At 63.4% G+C, this 15810-nt stretch carries 13 protein-coding genes; 12 read left to right on the top strand and 1 reads right to left on the bottom strand.

Annotated features, from left to right (window positions below):
• Window positions 1-113 precede the first annotated feature (113 nt).
• The 8 genes from NKI21_RS01820 (at window position 114) to NKI21_RS01855 (ending at window position 6859) form a co-directional block, all read left to right on the top strand.
• A complete protein-coding gene (locus NKI21_RS01820; protein WP_023811512.1) occupies window positions 114-929 on the top strand; it encodes an ABC transporter ATP-binding protein in 816 nt (271 codons plus the stop codon).
• Window positions 930-983: 54 nt separating this feature from the next.
• A complete protein-coding gene (locus NKI21_RS01825; protein ID WP_023811511.1) occupies window positions 984-1784 on the top strand; it encodes a transporter substrate-binding domain-containing protein in 801 nt (266 codons plus the stop codon).
• Window positions 1785-1986: 202 nt separating this feature from the next.
• Window positions 1987-2652, top strand: coding sequence for an ABC transporter permease subunit (locus tag NKI21_RS01830; RefSeq protein WP_032909264.1), 666 nt, complete (start codon window positions 1987-1989; stop codon window positions 2650-2652).
• Window positions 2652-3461 (top strand): ABC transporter permease, encoded by an 810-nt coding sequence (locus NKI21_RS01835; RefSeq protein ID WP_023811509.1) that lies wholly within the window; start codon window positions 2652-2654, stop codon window positions 3459-3461. The genes NKI21_RS01830 and NKI21_RS01835 overlap by 1 nt, the downstream gene beginning before the upstream one ends.
• Before the next feature lie 155 nt (window positions 3462-3616).
• Window positions 3617-4618, top strand: a complete 1002-nt coding sequence (locus NKI21_RS01840) for an Ldh family oxidoreductase (protein ID WP_164892839.1) — start codon at window positions 3617-3619, stop codon at window positions 4616-4618.
• A 240-nt stretch (window positions 4619-4858) separates the two neighbouring features.
• On the top strand, window positions 4859-5140 hold the full coding sequence (locus NKI21_RS01845) for a hypothetical protein (RefSeq protein ID WP_023811506.1): 282 nt from the start codon (window positions 4859-4861) through the stop codon (window positions 5138-5140).
• A gap of 195 nt (window positions 5141-5335) precedes the next feature.
• On the top strand, window positions 5336-5788 hold the full coding sequence (locus NKI21_RS01850; RefSeq protein WP_023811505.1) for a DoxX family protein: 453 nt from the start codon (window positions 5336-5338) through the stop codon (window positions 5786-5788).
• Window positions 5789-5881: 93 nt separating this feature from the next.
• Window positions 5882-6859 (top strand): complex I NDUFA9 subunit family protein, encoded by a 978-nt coding sequence (locus tag NKI21_RS01855; protein ID WP_352864266.1) that lies wholly within the window; start codon window positions 5882-5884, stop codon window positions 6857-6859.
• Between the two features lie 28 nt (window positions 6860-6887).
• Here NKI21_RS01855 and NKI21_RS01860 read toward each other — a convergent pair whose 3' ends face one another.
• On the bottom strand, window positions 6888-8255 hold the full coding sequence (locus NKI21_RS01860) for a cytochrome P450 (RefSeq protein WP_352864268.1): 1368 nt from the start codon (window positions 8253-8255) through the stop codon (window positions 6888-6890).
• A gap of 177 nt (window positions 8256-8432) precedes the next feature.
• Between NKI21_RS01860 and NKI21_RS01865 the strand changes: the two genes are divergently transcribed.
• From NKI21_RS01865 to NKI21_RS01880, 4 genes are all read left to right on the top strand, one after another.
• A complete protein-coding gene (locus NKI21_RS01865) occupies window positions 8433-9002 on the top strand; it encodes an NADPH-dependent FMN reductase (protein WP_023811502.1) in 570 nt (189 codons plus the stop codon).
• Window positions 9003-9093: 91 nt separating this feature from the next.
• Window positions 9094-11712, top strand: coding sequence for a caspase family protein (locus tag NKI21_RS01870; RefSeq protein ID WP_352439797.1), 2619 nt, complete (start codon window positions 9094-9096; stop codon window positions 11710-11712).
• A gap of 161 nt (window positions 11713-11873) precedes the next feature.
• Window positions 11874-14345 carry a DNA topoisomerase (ATP-hydrolyzing) subunit B gene (gene gyrB / locus NKI21_RS01875; RefSeq protein ID WP_352864272.1) on the top strand — a complete coding sequence of 824 codons (2472 nt, stop codon included), beginning with the start codon at window positions 11874-11876 and terminating at the stop codon, window positions 14343-14345.
• A gap of 232 nt (window positions 14346-14577) precedes the next feature.
• The gene (locus tag NKI21_RS01880; RefSeq protein WP_352439798.1) at window positions 14578-15495 is read left to right on the top strand and encodes a hypothetical protein; all 918 of its coding nucleotides are present in this window, start codon (window positions 14578-14580) and stop codon (window positions 15493-15495) included.
• Window positions 15496-15810: the final 315 nt, after the last annotated feature.

A 15810-nucleotide genomic window follows, 5' to 3' on the forward strand; every position in this document is an offset into this window, starting at 1 on the left:
GAGCATGGGAACTCTGTCCAGTGACGGGTAATGGGTAAAAGATACCAGCAGCGACGAGCTCGAACGCTCCGCGGAGCGTGGAAGGAATGACGGCCATAAGCGCCGCATCCGGGATGACAGCGCAAAGCGCCGCACCCGCATTGAAACATACGGCGCAGGACGGCGCCGCCGAAGCCATCCATGTCGAGAACCTGCACAAGAGATTCGGTGAGCTGCATGTGCTGAAGGGCGTCTCGCTGTCGGCGCGCGACGGCGAGGTCATCGCCATCATCGGCGGCTCGGGCTCAGGCAAATCGACCCTGCTGCGCTGCATCAACTGCCTGGAAAACCCCACCAGCGGCATCATCCGCGTCAATGGCGAGGAGATCAAGCTCAAGGCCGACAGCCATGGCCACACGGTCCCGGCCGACCGCAAGCAGATCGAGCGCATCCGCTCCAAGCTCGGCATGGTGTTCCAGAACTTCAACCTGTGGAGCCACATGACGCTGATCGAAAACGTCATCGAGGTTCCCGTACATGTGCTTGGCATCAAGCGCGATGTGGCGATCGGCGAGGCCGAGAAACTGCTCGCCCGTGTCGGTCTGGCCGAAAAGCGCGACGTCTATCCGGCCTATCTGTCGGGCGGCCAGCAGCAGCGCGCGGCGATCGCCCGGGCGCTGGCCATCAATCCGCGCGTCATGCTGTTCGACGAGCCCACCTCCGCACTCGATCCCGAGCTGGTCGGTGAGGTGCTGAAGGTGATCGGCGACCTGGCGCGCGAAGGCCGCACCATGGTGCTGGTCACCCACGAGATGAAGTTCGCCCGCGAGGTCGCGACGCATGTCGTCTATCTCTACAATGGATTGGTCGAGGAAGAAGGCCCGCCGGAGCAGATCTTCGGCGCGCCCAAATCCGAAAGGCTGAAGCAGTTCATCCGCAACATCGGCTAGGACAGGCCGGGACGGAAGAAAACCGGGAACCAACAACAAACTGGGAGTCGTGACATGAAGACTGTTCTGAAAACATTCGCCGCAGCGCTGCTGCTCGGCGTCGCCGCCATGGGCGTGGCCAAGGCCGATCCGGTCAAGATCGGCGTCGCCGCCGAGCCTTATCCGCCCTTCACCTCGCCCGATGCTTCGGGCAAGTGGGTCGGTTGGGAGATCGACTTCATCGATGCCGTCTGCGCCGAGGAGAAGCTCGATTGCGTCATTACCCCGGTCGCCTGGGACGGCATCATCCCGGCACTGACGACCAAGAAGATCGACCTCATCGTCTCCTCGATGTCGATCACCGCCGAACGCGCGAAGACGATCGATTTCTCGGACAAGTACTATAACACGCCGACCGCGATCATCGGCCCCAAGGACCAGAAATTCGGCTCCGCCCCGGACGACCTCAAGGGCAAGATCGTCGGCGTGCAGGTTTCGACGGTGCACGCTGTCTACGCCAAGAAGCACTTTGGCAGCACAGCCTCGGAGATCAAGGAATACCAGACCCAGGACGAGGCCAACAACGATCTGGCCGCCGGCCGCCTCGATGCGGTTCAGGCCGATTCCATCGCGCTTGGCGAGTTCCTGAAATCCGACCAGGGCAAGGCCTGCTGCGACTTGAAGGGGATGGTCGCTCCTGACGACGAAGTGCTCGGACCGGGCGTCGGCGCCGGCGTGCGCAAGGAAGACACCGAACTGAAGGGCAAAATCAACGCCGGCATCAAGGCGATCCGCGCCAACGGCAAATATGACGAGATCTCGAAGAAATACTTCGATTTCGACATTTACGGCGGTGGCGGCGCACAGTCGAACTGACGATCCTCGTATGAGCGGTGGGGCATGGCGCCAGCGCCATGCCCCCTGCTCGATCTTTCCCAGGCATGTTTGCCGCCGACGCAGCCGTCGGCGGTTGGCCAGCACTTCGGGGGCGACGCTGATCGACGCACTTCTTTCGGCCTCCGCGGCCGGCATCACCGAGCTTCTCTCGCCCTACCCGCCAGGCTGGGGCGGGGCTCTTTTGGTTGGGCTGCTCCATTCGATCGAGATCGCGCTGGGCGCCACGTGCCTCGGCCTTCTGATCGGCACCGGCGGCGCCTATGGCAAACTTTATGGCGGGCCGGTGGTGCGCGATCTCCTGGCGGTCTACACCACCATCGTGCGCGCGGTGCCCGAACTGGTGCTGATCCTGCTGCTCTATTACGCCGGAACCGACCTGATCAATCAGGCGCTGACGGCCATGGGCTATCAGCGCGTCGACGTGAGTGGCCTTGCCGCCGGCATCGCCGTGCTCGGCTTTGTCCAGGGCGCCTATTCGACAGAGGTGATACGCGGCGCGATCCTGGCCATTCCGCAGGGCCAGATCGAGGCCGCCCGCGCCTATGGAATGTCTCCGGGCCTGATGTTGCGGCGCATCACCTTGCCGTCAATGCTGCCCTTCGCCATACCGGGCCTCGCCAATCTCTGGCTGATCGCCACCAAGGACACCGCGCTGCTGGCGGTCGTCGGTTTCTACGAACTGGCGCTGGCGACGCGGCAGGCGGCGGGCGTCACCAAAGCCTATTTCACCTTCTTTTTCGCGGCGGGCGTGCTCTATCTGCTGCTGTCGCTGGTCTCCAATCTCATCATCGGCCGGGTCGAGGCATGGTCGCGGCGCGGCATGCCTTCGCTCAAGGAGGCGCGCTGATGGCCAACGAGGCCGCCATCATCAATGTCGTCGCGCGAACGTCGCTGTGGCTGCAGCCGCACCGCATCGTGCTGATCCTGATCGCACTCGGCCTGGTTCTGTCGGCCGCCTTTTTCATGCGCTGGGACTGGCTGCCGCAATATTATGAAATGGGCTTGATCGGCATCTGGCGGTCGCTGTGGATCCTGGCCGTCACCTGCGTCCTGGGCTTCCTGCTGGCCGTGCCGCTAGGGCTGGCGCAAGCCGCCGGCTCATTCTGGTTCGCCGCGCCCGCCAAGGTGTTCTGCACGGTGATCCGGGGCACGCCGCTGCTGATCCAGCTATGGCTGCTTTACTACGGCCTGGGCTCGCTGTTCCCGCAATATCCCTGGATCCGCGAATCCTGGATGTGGCCATATCTGCGGCAAGCCTGGCCCTATGGCGTGCTGGCGTTGACCCTGTCGTTCGCCGGCTATGAGGGCGAGGTGATGCGCGGCGCCTTTGCGGGCGTGCCGAAGGGGCAACTCGAAGCCGCCCGCGCGTTCGGCATGAGCCGCTGGAAGGCGTTCCGGCGCATCTGGCTGCCGCAAGCCATCTATCGGGCGTTGCCGACGCTGACCGGGGAGACCGTGCTGCAGTTGAAATCGACGCCGCTGGTGGCGACGATCAGCGTCATCGACATCTTCGCCGTTTCGTCCAAGGTGCGGCAGGACACCTATCTCACCTATGAACCCCTGCTGCTGCTGGCGCTGATCTACATGATGATCACCGGTATTCTGGTCTTTGCGTTCAGCAGGATAGAAGCGCGGATCCCCAACAAGATTGGTTAGAGGGGAGTAGGGGAGTAGGGGAGTAGGGGAGTAGGGGAGTAGGGGAGTATCCGGCTACTATCCACATTCACATTTCCATCCCCATTCGCTATTCACTGCTCACTGTCCCCTACTCCCGTACTCCCCTATTCCCTTACTCCCCTAGGACGGCCATGATGCAACTCAGTCTCGACCAGGCAAAAGGACTGTGCCGGATGGCGGCACTTGGCGCCGGCGCCAATGAGGAAGCGGCACAATCGCTCGCTGCTTCGATCATATCAGCCGAGGCCGAAGGGCTTTCCTCGGTCGGTCTGTCGCATTTCATCGACTATCTTGAGGCGCTGGAAGCCGGACGCATCGACGGCAATGCCGATCCGGTGATCACCCGGCCGGCGCTTGCGGTCTATCTCTCCGATGCACGCGGCGGGCTGGCGCATACCGGCTTCGACCGCACCATCGACGACCTCGCCAAGGCGGCAAAGCTGTTCGGTGTCGCCATCTTCTCGCAGAAGAACGCCTATACATGCGGCGCGCTCGGCTATTTCACCGGAAGGCTGGCAGCACTTGGACTGGTGTCGTTCGCCGCCACCAACGGCCCGGCCGTGCTTGCCGGCTCGGGCTCGGTCAAGCCGGTCTATTGCACCAACCCGATGTCGTTTGCCGCACCCGCCGCCGACGGCGCGCCGCTGGTCATCGACCAGTCGTCAAGCGCCACCGCCTTCGTCAACATCCGCAAAGCGGCCGAAGAGGGCAAGACAATCCCGGAAGGCTGGGCGCTGGACGCCAGCGGCAACCCGACCACCGATCCGGCCGCCGCCATGAAGGGCGCCATGCTTGCCTTCGGCGGCCAGCGCGGTGCCAACATCGCGTTGATGGTCGAAGTGCTGGCAGCCGGCCTGTCAGGCGCCAACTGGTCGCTCGACGCGCCATGGTTCAGCGGCGGGCCGGACAGTCCCGGCACCGGCCTGTTCGTGCTTGCCGTCGAGCCCAAGCTGCTCGATCCGGATTTCGAGCAGCGAATGAAGGACCAACTCGACCGGCTGCGGCGGCGCTTCGGCGTGCACGTGCCGGGCCGCGCCCGTGCAGAGGCGGCAGAGAAGGCGCAAGCGCGGGGCATCACCGCATCCAAGGCGGTGGTGCAGCGCATTTCCGAATTCGCCGCACGCTACTCTTCTTGAATAATAATTAAATATCAATTGGTTATCTGAAATCAGCCCGCCCCAGGCGCGGTGCGGTGCGATTTTCTTTGCGCGCCGCTGAACCTTTCCGCGCCTTGCTGCGACACAGCTTTGTCCAGGGCAAGGCGAGCTTGCCCGATCCACACCGGGGGAAGCAGCAAACCGAAATCGAAAGCCTGCATCACGCGATGGCCGGTCCTTCGCGCCTCGGAAACTCAACCCAAATCAAAGGAAATTGTCATGACCAACACCAAGATCACCATGCTGACCGCCGTCCTTCTGCTCGGCTCGTTCATGGGTGCCACACAGGCAGCCACCTTGAAGGCCGCGCCGGCCAAGCCGTCCAGCCCGGGTGTCATCACTGCCCCGAGCGGCGGGGCCACCGAAGATCACTACTGCAAGAACGGCCATGCAAAATTCGCCAATTGCAGCGCCGATTTCGTCGCCGCCTGCAAGAAGGTTGGTGGCACCATGTCGGATGTTCAGGGCTGGGGTGGGCGTACTTGCTTCACGCCCTCCTGATACCATCTCAGGTCAGGCCGCTCCGTCGGCACCTGACTTCACATGGACGTCGCCCGGAAAACCCCGCTTCTGCGGGGTTTTCTGCGTTTGGCCGCGCAATGTTAAAACATTCGTAGTTTGGTCAACTTTTGTTTATTTGACTTCGTCCGACCTGATCGGCCGTTTGCGCTGATCAAGCAAAACAGAGGAGCTACAATGTCGGCAAGCACGGACAATCCCCGCAACGCCCTTATCATTCCGGCCCTTGGCAGGGTTTACGCCGCTCTGCACGATGGTGCCGAAACGGTTCTTCGCGTCGTCGCCGGTGGGTTTCTAGCCATCCACGGTTCGCAGAAGATCACCAATCCTTTCGGCGCCGCCGAGATGGTCGAGGGTCTCGGCTTTTATCCGGGTGCGTTGTGGTCCTTGCTTTTGGCCTGCACTGAATTCTTCGGCGGCATCTTCATCGCCATCGGGTTTTTGACGCGGCCGGCCGCCTTTGCCGGCCTGTTCGTGCTGCTGGTCACGGTCTGGTTCCACTGGGTTACGATGGACCAGGGTTATTCGGGCGCGGAGAAGTCGCTGCTGTGGGCGGCGATCCTGCTCTTCTTCGTCATTCGCGGCGGCAACCGCCATTCGGTCGACGCCCGTATCGGCAAAGCGTTCTGACAGGCTGATAGCGACGACGCGTCGCCCTTTGCCTTTGGCACGAAACGGATTATGAAACGGCTTCAGCCAAGCTTGCGAGCGCCGGAGCCAGCCATGACCGAAATCCTGCAGACCCCAAAGCTCGTCGTCGTCTTTGGCGGGTCAGGCTTTGTCGGGCGCCATGTCGTGCGTGCGCTGGCCAAGCGCGGCTATCGCATCCGGGTCGCCTGCCGGCGGCCCGATCTTGCCGGCCATTTGCAGCCGCTTGGCAATGTCGGCCAGATCCAGCCGGTCCAGGCCAATGTGCGCGTGCGTTGGTCGGTAGACCGCACCGTGCAAGGCGCCGACCATGTCGTCAATCTGGTCGCCATCCTGCATGAGAGCGGCCGGCAGAAATTCTCCGCCGTGCACGAATTCGGCGCCCGCGCAGTGGCCGAGGCCGCGCGCTCGGTCGGCGCCGGCCTGACCCACATTTCTGCGCTTGGCGCCGATCTGGACTCCGAATCGGACTACGCGCGCACCAAGGCGCTTGGCGAAAAGGCTGTGCTGGAGACGATCAAGGACGCCGTGATCTTCCGGCCGTCGATCAATTTCGGACCCGAAGACGGCTTCTTCAATCGCTTCGCCAACATGGCGCGCTATTCGCCGGTGCTGCCGCTGATCGGCGGCGGCCAGACCAAGTTCCAGCCGGTCTATGTCGGCGACGTTGCCGAAGCGGTGGCGCGCTCGGTCGACGGCAAGGTGGATGGCGGCCATATCTATGAACTCGGCGGGCCGAAGGTGCTCACCTTCAAGGAATGCATGGAAGAGCTGCTCGAGGTGATCGAGCGCAAGCGCCTGCTGGTGCCGGTGCCGTGGTGGGTGGCCAACATCCAGGCCTCGATCCTCGGCCTCTTGCCCAATCCGCTGCTGACCAAGGACCAGGTGATGCAGCTGCGCGAACACAACATCGTTTCGGACGCGGCCGCCAAGGCCAACCGGACGCTTGCGGGGCTCGGCATCCAGCCGCAATCGATCGCGACGATCCTGCCCAGCTATCTCTGGCGCTACCGCGCCGCTGGCCAGTTCCAGCAGCGCAAGCCTGCAGCATAGTCGTTACAGCTACCTGAAGGGGTCACGCCTATCTTGGCGTCACCCGCATCGGCAGACCGCCTTGTGGCTGCGTGGTGAGTTTCTGCACCGGCCAAGGCTTGGTTTCGGCGGTGGTGTCGAAGCGGAAGCGCGACAGCATGATCGCCAGCGCGATGATCGCCTCCTGCATGGCGAAGCTGGCGCCGATGCAGACGCGAGGACCGGCGCCAAACGGCAGATACTGGAAGCGGTCGATCTTTTCGCGGTTTCCCGGATGGAAGCGCTCCGGCAGGAAGGCATCTGGCCTGTCCCACAGTTTCCTGTGGCGATGCACGACCCAGGGCATCACCAGCACGGCGGCATGCTTCGGAATATAAAGATCCTTCCACATTTCCGGTTCGATCGGCTCGCGGTTGATCGACGGCGCCGGCGGATAGAGCCTGAGCGCTTCGTCGAAGGCGGCGCGGGTGAACGGCATGGCGCCAAGCCATTTCGTCGGATCGGGCTCGCGCGCCAGCACCTGGTCGATCTCGTGCTCGACCCGGTCGCGCTCCCACGGTGATTCAGCCAGGCAATAGAGCGTCCAGCCCAAAGCCCGCGCGGTCGTCTCATGGCCGGCGCCGATGAAGGTGATGATGTTGTCCTCGACCTCGGCCCGCGTCAGTCCGTCGGGGCCCTCGGCCTTGAGCAACAGCGTCAGGAAATCCTGCGGCACGGCACCTGGATCGCGCTTGAATTTCCCTTCGCGCATCTTGACCGTGTCGGTGACGATCTTGCGGAAATAGGCCATGGTCTTGCGGCCACGGATGCGGGTCAGCCTCGGCAGCCAATCGGGCGCGCGCAACAGGTCGAGCGGGTCGACGCGTCCCATGGTCTCGAACAGGCGGTCGATCTCGTTGGCGAAACTGCCGGGCTCGCCAGCGATCTCGCCGGAAAACAGCGTCTCGGCCAGGATGTCGTAAGTGAGCAGCGTCATGTCATGAGCGATGTCGGACGTGCCGCCGTCTTCATAGCGGGTGACGAAGTCCAGCGTGCGCCTCAGCATCGGCTGGGCGAAGCCGAAGATGTGGCGCGGCGTGAACACCGGCGCCATCGCCTTGCGCGACCGCTTCCAGACCTCGCCCTGGGCGGTCAGCAGGCCGTCGCGCAGGATCGGCCGCAGGATCTTCTGGCGCACCGTCGCCATCTTGTAGTTCCTGGCGTTGTCGACCAGCACATGGCGGATCAGGCCGGGATCGTTGGCGACGATCAGATGTCCGCCAACGCCATTGGCCGAAATCCAAGGCTCGTTGTAGGTGTGTTCACCCCACAATTCGAGCGGGTTGCGGTAGACGATGCGGATCATCTCCAGCGTCGAGGGCGGCGTCGTGCGCGGCTTCGGCGCCGGGGGAATGAAGGGGGCGGGCTGGATGTCCATGCTGTGCTCCGCTGATGACCCAATGTAGTGGGCCGCAAAGCAGGCGTCCATGTGACCGTACGGCAAGGCCCTGCTCTCCGGAACGTGACCGGTTACCGTGAGGTGCCTTCTTGTTGCCCCGAGCGGCATGCCCTAGGTGGCAGTCACCAATGGATACCGCTATCGCAGGAGCCCAGCTTGAAGCACCAGTTGAACATCATCATCGGCAGCACGCGGCCAGGCCGCGCAGGGCCGGTTTTTGCCAAGTGGCTGGAGACGTTCGCGCGCGAGCATGGAAAATTCGAGCCGGTACTGACCGACATCGACACGTTCAAGCTTCCGGTGCTGGACGAACCGCACCATCCAAGACTCGGCAATTACCAGAACGACCATACCAAGGCCTGGTCGAAAGCGATCGATGCCGCCGATGCCTTCGTCTTCGTGGCGCCGGAATACAATTATTTCGTGGCGCCGGCGATCGTCAACGCGATCGATTATCTCTCGCGTGAATGGAAGTACAAGCCTGCCGCCATTTTCAGCTATGGCGGCGTCTCCGGCGGCCTGCGCGCGGCGCAAGCGCTGAAGCCGCTGCTGACCTCGGTGGGTGTCATGCCGATCTCGGAAGGCGTCGCCCTGCCGATGTATCAGAAACTGCTCGACGAGAACGGCGCTTTCAACGCCGGCGAACAGGTGCAGGGCGGAGCCAAAACCATGCTCGACGAGCTGTTGCGCTGGAGCGAGGCTTTGAAGCCTATGCGGGCTGCCTGAAAACGCTGGTCTTCCGCAAAAAGCCCGGCTTGCTCATGGCATAAAGAGGTGGAATGTTCGCGCAAAGGGACAAGCCGGGGGGCGGTTCGACTTGCGTTTGCTTTTTGCCTTGCTGCTGATGCTCATGACCACCGCCACCGCGGCGGCTGAGCGGCGCGTGGCCTTGATCATCGCCGACGACGACTACCGCCTGATCCGGCCGCTTGCCAACCCGGTTCATGACGGCGAGGCGATGGGAGCGGTGCTGAAGAAGCTCGGCTTCGAGGTCGTCCTCGAAACCAACCGCGACCTGCGGCGCATGCGCCGCGCGCTCGACGATTTTCGCCAGGATGCCAAAGGCGCCGACGTGGCGCTGGTCTACTTCTCCGGCCACGGCGTGGAAATCTCGGGCGATAACCGGCTGCTGCCGGTCGATGCCGACCCCTCTTCGCTCGATGCGCTGGAGAAGACCAGCTTGCCTCTGGAGGAGGTGCGCAAGACCGTGGCCGCCACCGCCAAGGTCGGCCTGATCATGCTCGACGCCTGCCGGAGCGATCCGTTTTCGGGCACGGTGGGTGACGGGCGCGGTGCGACGTCGCTGGTCAAGGATGTCGTGGAAAATGTCCGGCCGGGGCTTGGTCGGACTGGCCGCGCCGAAAACATCCTGTTCGCTTTCTCGGCAGCACCCGGCGAGACGGCGGCCGACGGAACCGGCCAGAACTCGCCATTCACCACGGCGCTGACCAAATATCTCGGCACCAGCGGGCTCGAAATCCGCTCGGTGCTGACGCTGGTGCAGCAGGAGGTCTACGATTTGTCGCGGGGCAAACAGCTGCCTTACGTCGAGAGCGGCCTGCCGAAGCTGTTCTTTGCCGCGGCCGCCATGGAACAATTGCCGGAGCGCGAGCGCCTGTTGCTTGCCATGGCCGACGTGACGCCGGAAATGCGCGGTGAGGTCGAGCAGGTTGCCAGCGATGCCGACATGCCGCTGGCGCCTCTCTACGGCGTGCTGATCAGCTCCGACGCCAGCCACCTTTCGGCGGACAGCCTGAATGCCCGGTTGCGCGAGGCGGCGGACGCCTTCGTCAAGGTGCGCGGCGAAATGAGGACGCTGGCCTCCGATGATCCGCAGGTGACGGAGCTGCGCCGGCAGGCCGAGGAGCAGCTTTCGCTCGGCGCCTTCGATGGGGCTCGCGCCATCCTCGCAAAGGCCGCCGACATCGACAATGTTTCGCGCAACGCCTTGAAGGCCAATTTCGTCGGCCGCACGCTGTCCGAGGCGGCGACGCGTTTCCTGTCCGGCGGTGCGGCGCGCGCCGACCTCGACTACGCCACGGCCATCAACGATTATGAATCGGTCCTGGCTCTTTACCGCGAGGCCGGGCAGACCGATCTGACCCTGGACCAGGCCGACCGCCAGATCCGCACGCTGGACGAACTCGGCAAGCTCTACACCCTTGTCGGCAACACCGATGCGGCAGGCCGCGCCTTTGCAGCGCTGGTATCCAATCTCGAGCTGCGTTCGGCCCGGGAAACCGACCCGAGCGTCAAGCGCGATTTTGCCGTCAGCCACATCAAGCTCGGCAACGTCAAGCTGGCGCAAGGGGACCTGCCGGAAGCGCTGGAAAACTATCGGACCGCCAGAACCATGCTCAGGGATTTGACCGCTGCCGAACCCGATCGGCTGCCATGGTTCGGGGACTTCGCCATGGTCGACGACAAGATCGGCAACGTGCTGGTGACGCAAGGCGATCTGGCCAGCGCCGCACAAGTCTACCAGGAAAGCCTGTCGATCAAGAAGCAACTTGCCGATAATGAACCGGAGCGCGCCGAGCTGCAGCGCGACCTGACCATCACCTATGACGAGATCGGCGGCCTTGCCCGGGTCATGGGGCGACTGGACAACGCCCAGATGGCCTACGAGGAGAGCCTGAAGGTCCGATTGGCGCTGGCCGAGAAGAAGCCGTGGGACGCCGAGCGGCAACGCGATGTCTCCGTCAGCCATGATACGATCGGCGACCTCAAGCGCGAGCGCGGCGATGCGGCGGGCGCACTCGCGTCCTATAAAGCGGGCCATGCGATCGTCGAACAATTGGTGGGCCGCGACCCCGACAACAGTGAGCTGAAGCGCGACCTGTCGGTCGGCAACGCAAAGATCGGCAATGCGCTGAGCGATCAAGAGGACTGGCCGGCAGCCCTCGCCGCCTACAGGCAAGCCCTCTCGATAGCCGGCGTGCTGGCGGCCAGTGACCCTGCCAACGCCGACTGGCAACGCGACCTCTCGGTCAGCTTGGAAAAAGTAGCGGGCATTCGGGCGATACAGGGCGACCGCGCTGGAGCGCTCAAGGCCTATACAGACAGTTTCGCCATCGCCGACCGGCTGGCCAAGCTCGACCCTGCCAATGCCGACTGGCAACGCGACCTGTCGATCACTCTGTCCGAGATCGGCATGCTCAAGGCCAAGCATCGCGACGTCAAAGGCGCGCGGCAGGCTTTCCAGGACAGTCTCGACATCCGCCAGCAGCTCGCCCGGTCCGACCCAAACAACGCCACCTGGCAGCGCGACCTGGTGGTGGCCATGATCGACTACGCTCAGGTCGCCAAGAACCCCAAGGCCGTGCTTTCCCAGGCGCTGGACATGACGCTGGAGCTCGACCGCAGCGGGCGGCTGGCGCCGCGATATAAGTTCATGATCAAGTTTCTCAGGGACCGGCTGGCCAAAGTGAAATAGGGCCTGACGGGAGGCTGTCATGGACAGCCGGCTCATTCCCCGTGAAATGCCTGCAAACCTTGGAAAAACCGCCTTTTGCGCCTATATCTAGTGCATATCAGAGGCGCGATTCGAAGCGGGTTTTTCGCGCCGTGCAAGCGGCATCCAGACAACAGGTTTTCATGAGCGATCAGATCGACAACAACAACGGCGCTGAAGCCGAATACGGCGCCGATTCCATCAAGGTTTTGAAGGGGTTGGATGCTGTCCGCAAACGCCCCGGAATGTATATCGGCGATACCGACGACGGTTCGGGCCTGCATCACATGGTCTATGAAGTGGTCGACAACGCCATCGACGAGGCGCTGGCCGGTCACGCCGATCTCGTCACCGTGACGCTCAACCCCGATGGTTCGGTCACCGTGATCGACAATGGCCGCGGAATTCCAACCGATATCCACACCGGAGAAGGCATTTCGGCGGCCGAAGTGATCATGACGCAGCTGCATGCCGGCGGCAAGTTCGACCAGAATTCCTACAAGGTCTCGGGCGGCCTGCATGGCGTCGGCGTCTCGGTGGTCAACGCGCTGTCGGCGTGGCTGAAGCTGAAAATCCGCCGCAACGGCCAGATCTTCGAGATGAGTTTCACGCATGGCAATGCCGACGCGCCGCTGAAGGCCACCGGCAGCTATGAGCAGGACAAGCAGCCGGGCACCTATGAGGGCCGCAGCGGCAGCCAGATCACCTTCTTCCCGTCGGCCGAGACCTTCACCATGGTCGAGTTCGACTTCGGCACGCTGGAACACCGGCTGCGCGAGCTTGCCTTCCTCAATTCCGGCGTGCGCATCATTTTGACCGATGCCCGTCACGCCGATGTCGTGCGCCATGAACTGCACTATGACGGAGGCCTCGAAGAATTCGTCAAATATCTCGATCGGGTCAAGAAACCGCTGATCGACAAGCCGATCGCCATCAAGGCGGAGCGCGACGGGATCACCGTCGAAGTGGCGATGTGGTGGAACGACAGCTACCACGAGAACGTGCTGGCCTTCACCAACAACATCCCGCAGCGCGATGGCGGCACGCATCTGGCCGGCTTTCGCGGCGCGCTGACGCGCCAGATCACCGGCTATGGCGAATCTTCAGGGCTGACCAAGAAGGAAAAGGTCTCGCTGATCGGCGACGATTGCCGCGAAGGTCTGACGGCGGTGCTGTCGGTCAAGGTTCCAGATCCGAAATTCTCCTCGCAGACCAAGGACAAGCTGGTCTCGTCGGAAGTCCGTCCTGTCGTCGAAGGCCTGGTCAACGAAGCGCTCGGCACCTGGCTGGAAGAACACCCGAGCGAAGGCAAGGTGGTCGTCGACAAGGTGATCCAGGCCGCGGCGGCGCGCGAAGCGGCGCGCAAGGCGCGCGATATCACCCGCAAGAGCTCGCTCGGCGTCACTTCCCTGCCCGGCAAGCTGGCCGACTGCCAGGAACGCGACCCGGCGAAATCCGAAATCTTCATCGTCGAGGGTGATTCCGCCGGTGGCTCGGCCAAAGGTGGGCGTTCGCGCCAGAACCAGGCGATCCTGCCGTTGCGCGGCAAGATCCTCAATGTCGAGCGGGCGCGCTTCGACCGCATGCTCGGCTCCGACATGATCGGCACGTTGATCACGGCGCTCGGCACCTCGATCGGCAAGGACGAGTTCAACGCCGACAAGCTGCGCTACCACAAGATCATCCTGATGACCGACGCCGACGTCGACGGCGCCCATATCAGAACCTTGCTGCTCACCTTCTTCTTCCGGCAGATGCCGGAGCTGATCGAGCGCGGCCATCTCTACATCGCCCAGCCGCCGCTCTACAAAGTGACGCGCGGCAAGAGCTCGCAATACATCAAGGACGAGAGCGCGTTCGAGGAGTTCCTGATCGGCTCGGGACTGGAGGAAGCATCGCTTACCCTCGGCTCGGGCGAGGTTCGCATCGGACAGGACCTGCGCGGAGCCATCGACGACGCGCTGGCGGTGCGCCAGCTGATCAACGGCCTGCACACGCGCTACAACAGAGGCGTGGTCGAGCAGGCGGCGATCGCCGGCGGGCTCAACCCGGACGTGTTCACCGATCTCGGCCGCGCCAACGACATGGCGGAGCGGATTGCAAAACGCCTCGACATCATCGCCGAGGACACCGAGCGCCGCTGGACCGGCCGCATGTCGACCTCGAATGAAGGCGTCGGCGGCTATGTGTTCGAGCGCACGGTGCGCAGCGTCAAGGAATACGCGCATCTCGACCTGGCGCTGATCAATTCGGCCGACGCACGCCAGCTCGACCGCTACGCACAGCGCCTCAGCGAGGTCTACGGGTCGCCGCCGGTGCTGCGCCGCAAGGATGTCTCCGAAACCATCTCGGGGCCGCTGGCGATGCTCAACGCGGTCTTTGCGACCGGCCGCAAGGGCCTGACGATGCAACGCTACAAGGGTCTCGGCGAGATGAACGCCGAACAGCTGTGGGAAACCACGCTCGATCCGAACGTGCGCTCGCTGCTGCAAGTCAAGGTCAATGACGCGACCGATGCGGATTCGCTGTTTTCGCGGCTGATGGGCGATGAGGTCGAACCCAGGCGCGAGTTCATCCAGGACAACGCGCTGTCGGTCGCCAATCTGGACATCTGATCTGGACATCAAATCTGAATTGGCGCGCTGCGGCGCGCCAATGTTCCGCTGGCGGCAAGAAAATCATTTTACAACGCGCCGGAACGGAAGTTCCCTTGGAACATTGTGACAACATCGATTCACAATATTCTAACAGGAGGCCTCCATGGGACGTGGCATTTTGCTCTGGTTGCTCGGCATTCCGATTCCGATCATCATTCTGATCATGCTGTTCGTACGATAGGGGGCTTCCATGCAGTCCACCCTGTCGGCGGCCGATGTTTCCGCCTCAACCGAGTCCTCCTCCACCGCCGTCAGCTGGGGACCGATCATCGCCGGAGCCTTCGCGGCCTCGACATTGACCCTCATCCTCATGCTGCTCGGTTCGGGGCTGGGATTGACCATGGTGTCGCCATGGTCGGGATCGGGCGCATCTGTCACCACTTTCGCGGCGTCCACCGCGATCTGGCTTGTCATCGTGCAATGGCTGTCCTCCGGCGTCGGCGGCTATCTTGCCGGACGCCTGCGCACCAAATGGGTCGGCATCCACACCGATGAAGTCTATTTCCGGGACACCGCACACGGCTTTCTTGCCTGGGCGCTGGCCACGTTGCTCGTCGTCGGCGTGCTTGGCTCCGCGCTTTCCGCTGCGATAGGCTCAGGCGTGCAGGCGGTGTCCACCATCGCGTCTGGCGCGGCCATGGGCGCATCGGCGGGGGCTTCGGCCAATGCCGGCAGCACATCGGCCGACAATGCGACCTCCTACCTGGTGGATTCGCTGTTCCGTCCGGCCGATCCGGGCAGGCTGGCTGCCGCCAATCCGGACAGCGATGCGGCTGCGACCGGGCAGGCCTCGCGCATCCTGATCGCCGGTGCAGCGGCAGGCGAGGTTTCCGCAGACGACAAAACGTATCTGTCGCAACTCGTCGCCGCCCGCACCGGTCTTTCGGAAGCAGATGCCAAGGCGCGGGTGGATGCGATCATCGCCAGGGCTCAGGACGCCAAAGTCAAGGCGCAGCAGGCCGCCGACACCGCCAGGAAGGCCAGTGCGACGTTTGCCCTGCTTGGTGCGCTCTCGCTGGCCATCGGCGCCTTTATCGCCAGTGCCGCCGCAGCCCTCGGAGGCAGGCAGCGCGACGATGAGGAAGCGGTTTTTCTCACCAGCCGCTGAACTGCACTTGCAAGGCGAGTCCACTCCGGACCGCCCGGAGTGGACATTGCTCTGAGTTGTCATGCGGCGCTGCCTCGGCCGCGTTCGCTGAAATCTGTTCCTATTTTCGGGCAGGAATCGTCGGCGTTTCCGCTTGGCTCGGCTCCAGTTTGCGACCGAGGTCGACAGCGTCGCGCAGCACGGCAAGATGCGAGCGCGGCCGATCGTTTGGGGGGCCCCAGCCACCCGGGGGCCCCCAACACCACGTCAGGGGGTGGGGGTTACCCCCGGCGCCGGCCACCCCCATGGCCTCCAGGGTGTTGTGCCCCCCCCCGG

Source organism: Mesorhizobium sp. M0715 (assembly GCF_040320355.1).
In the GTDB taxonomy this organism is placed as follows: Bacteria; Pseudomonadota; Alphaproteobacteria; order Rhizobiales; family Rhizobiaceae; genus Mesorhizobium.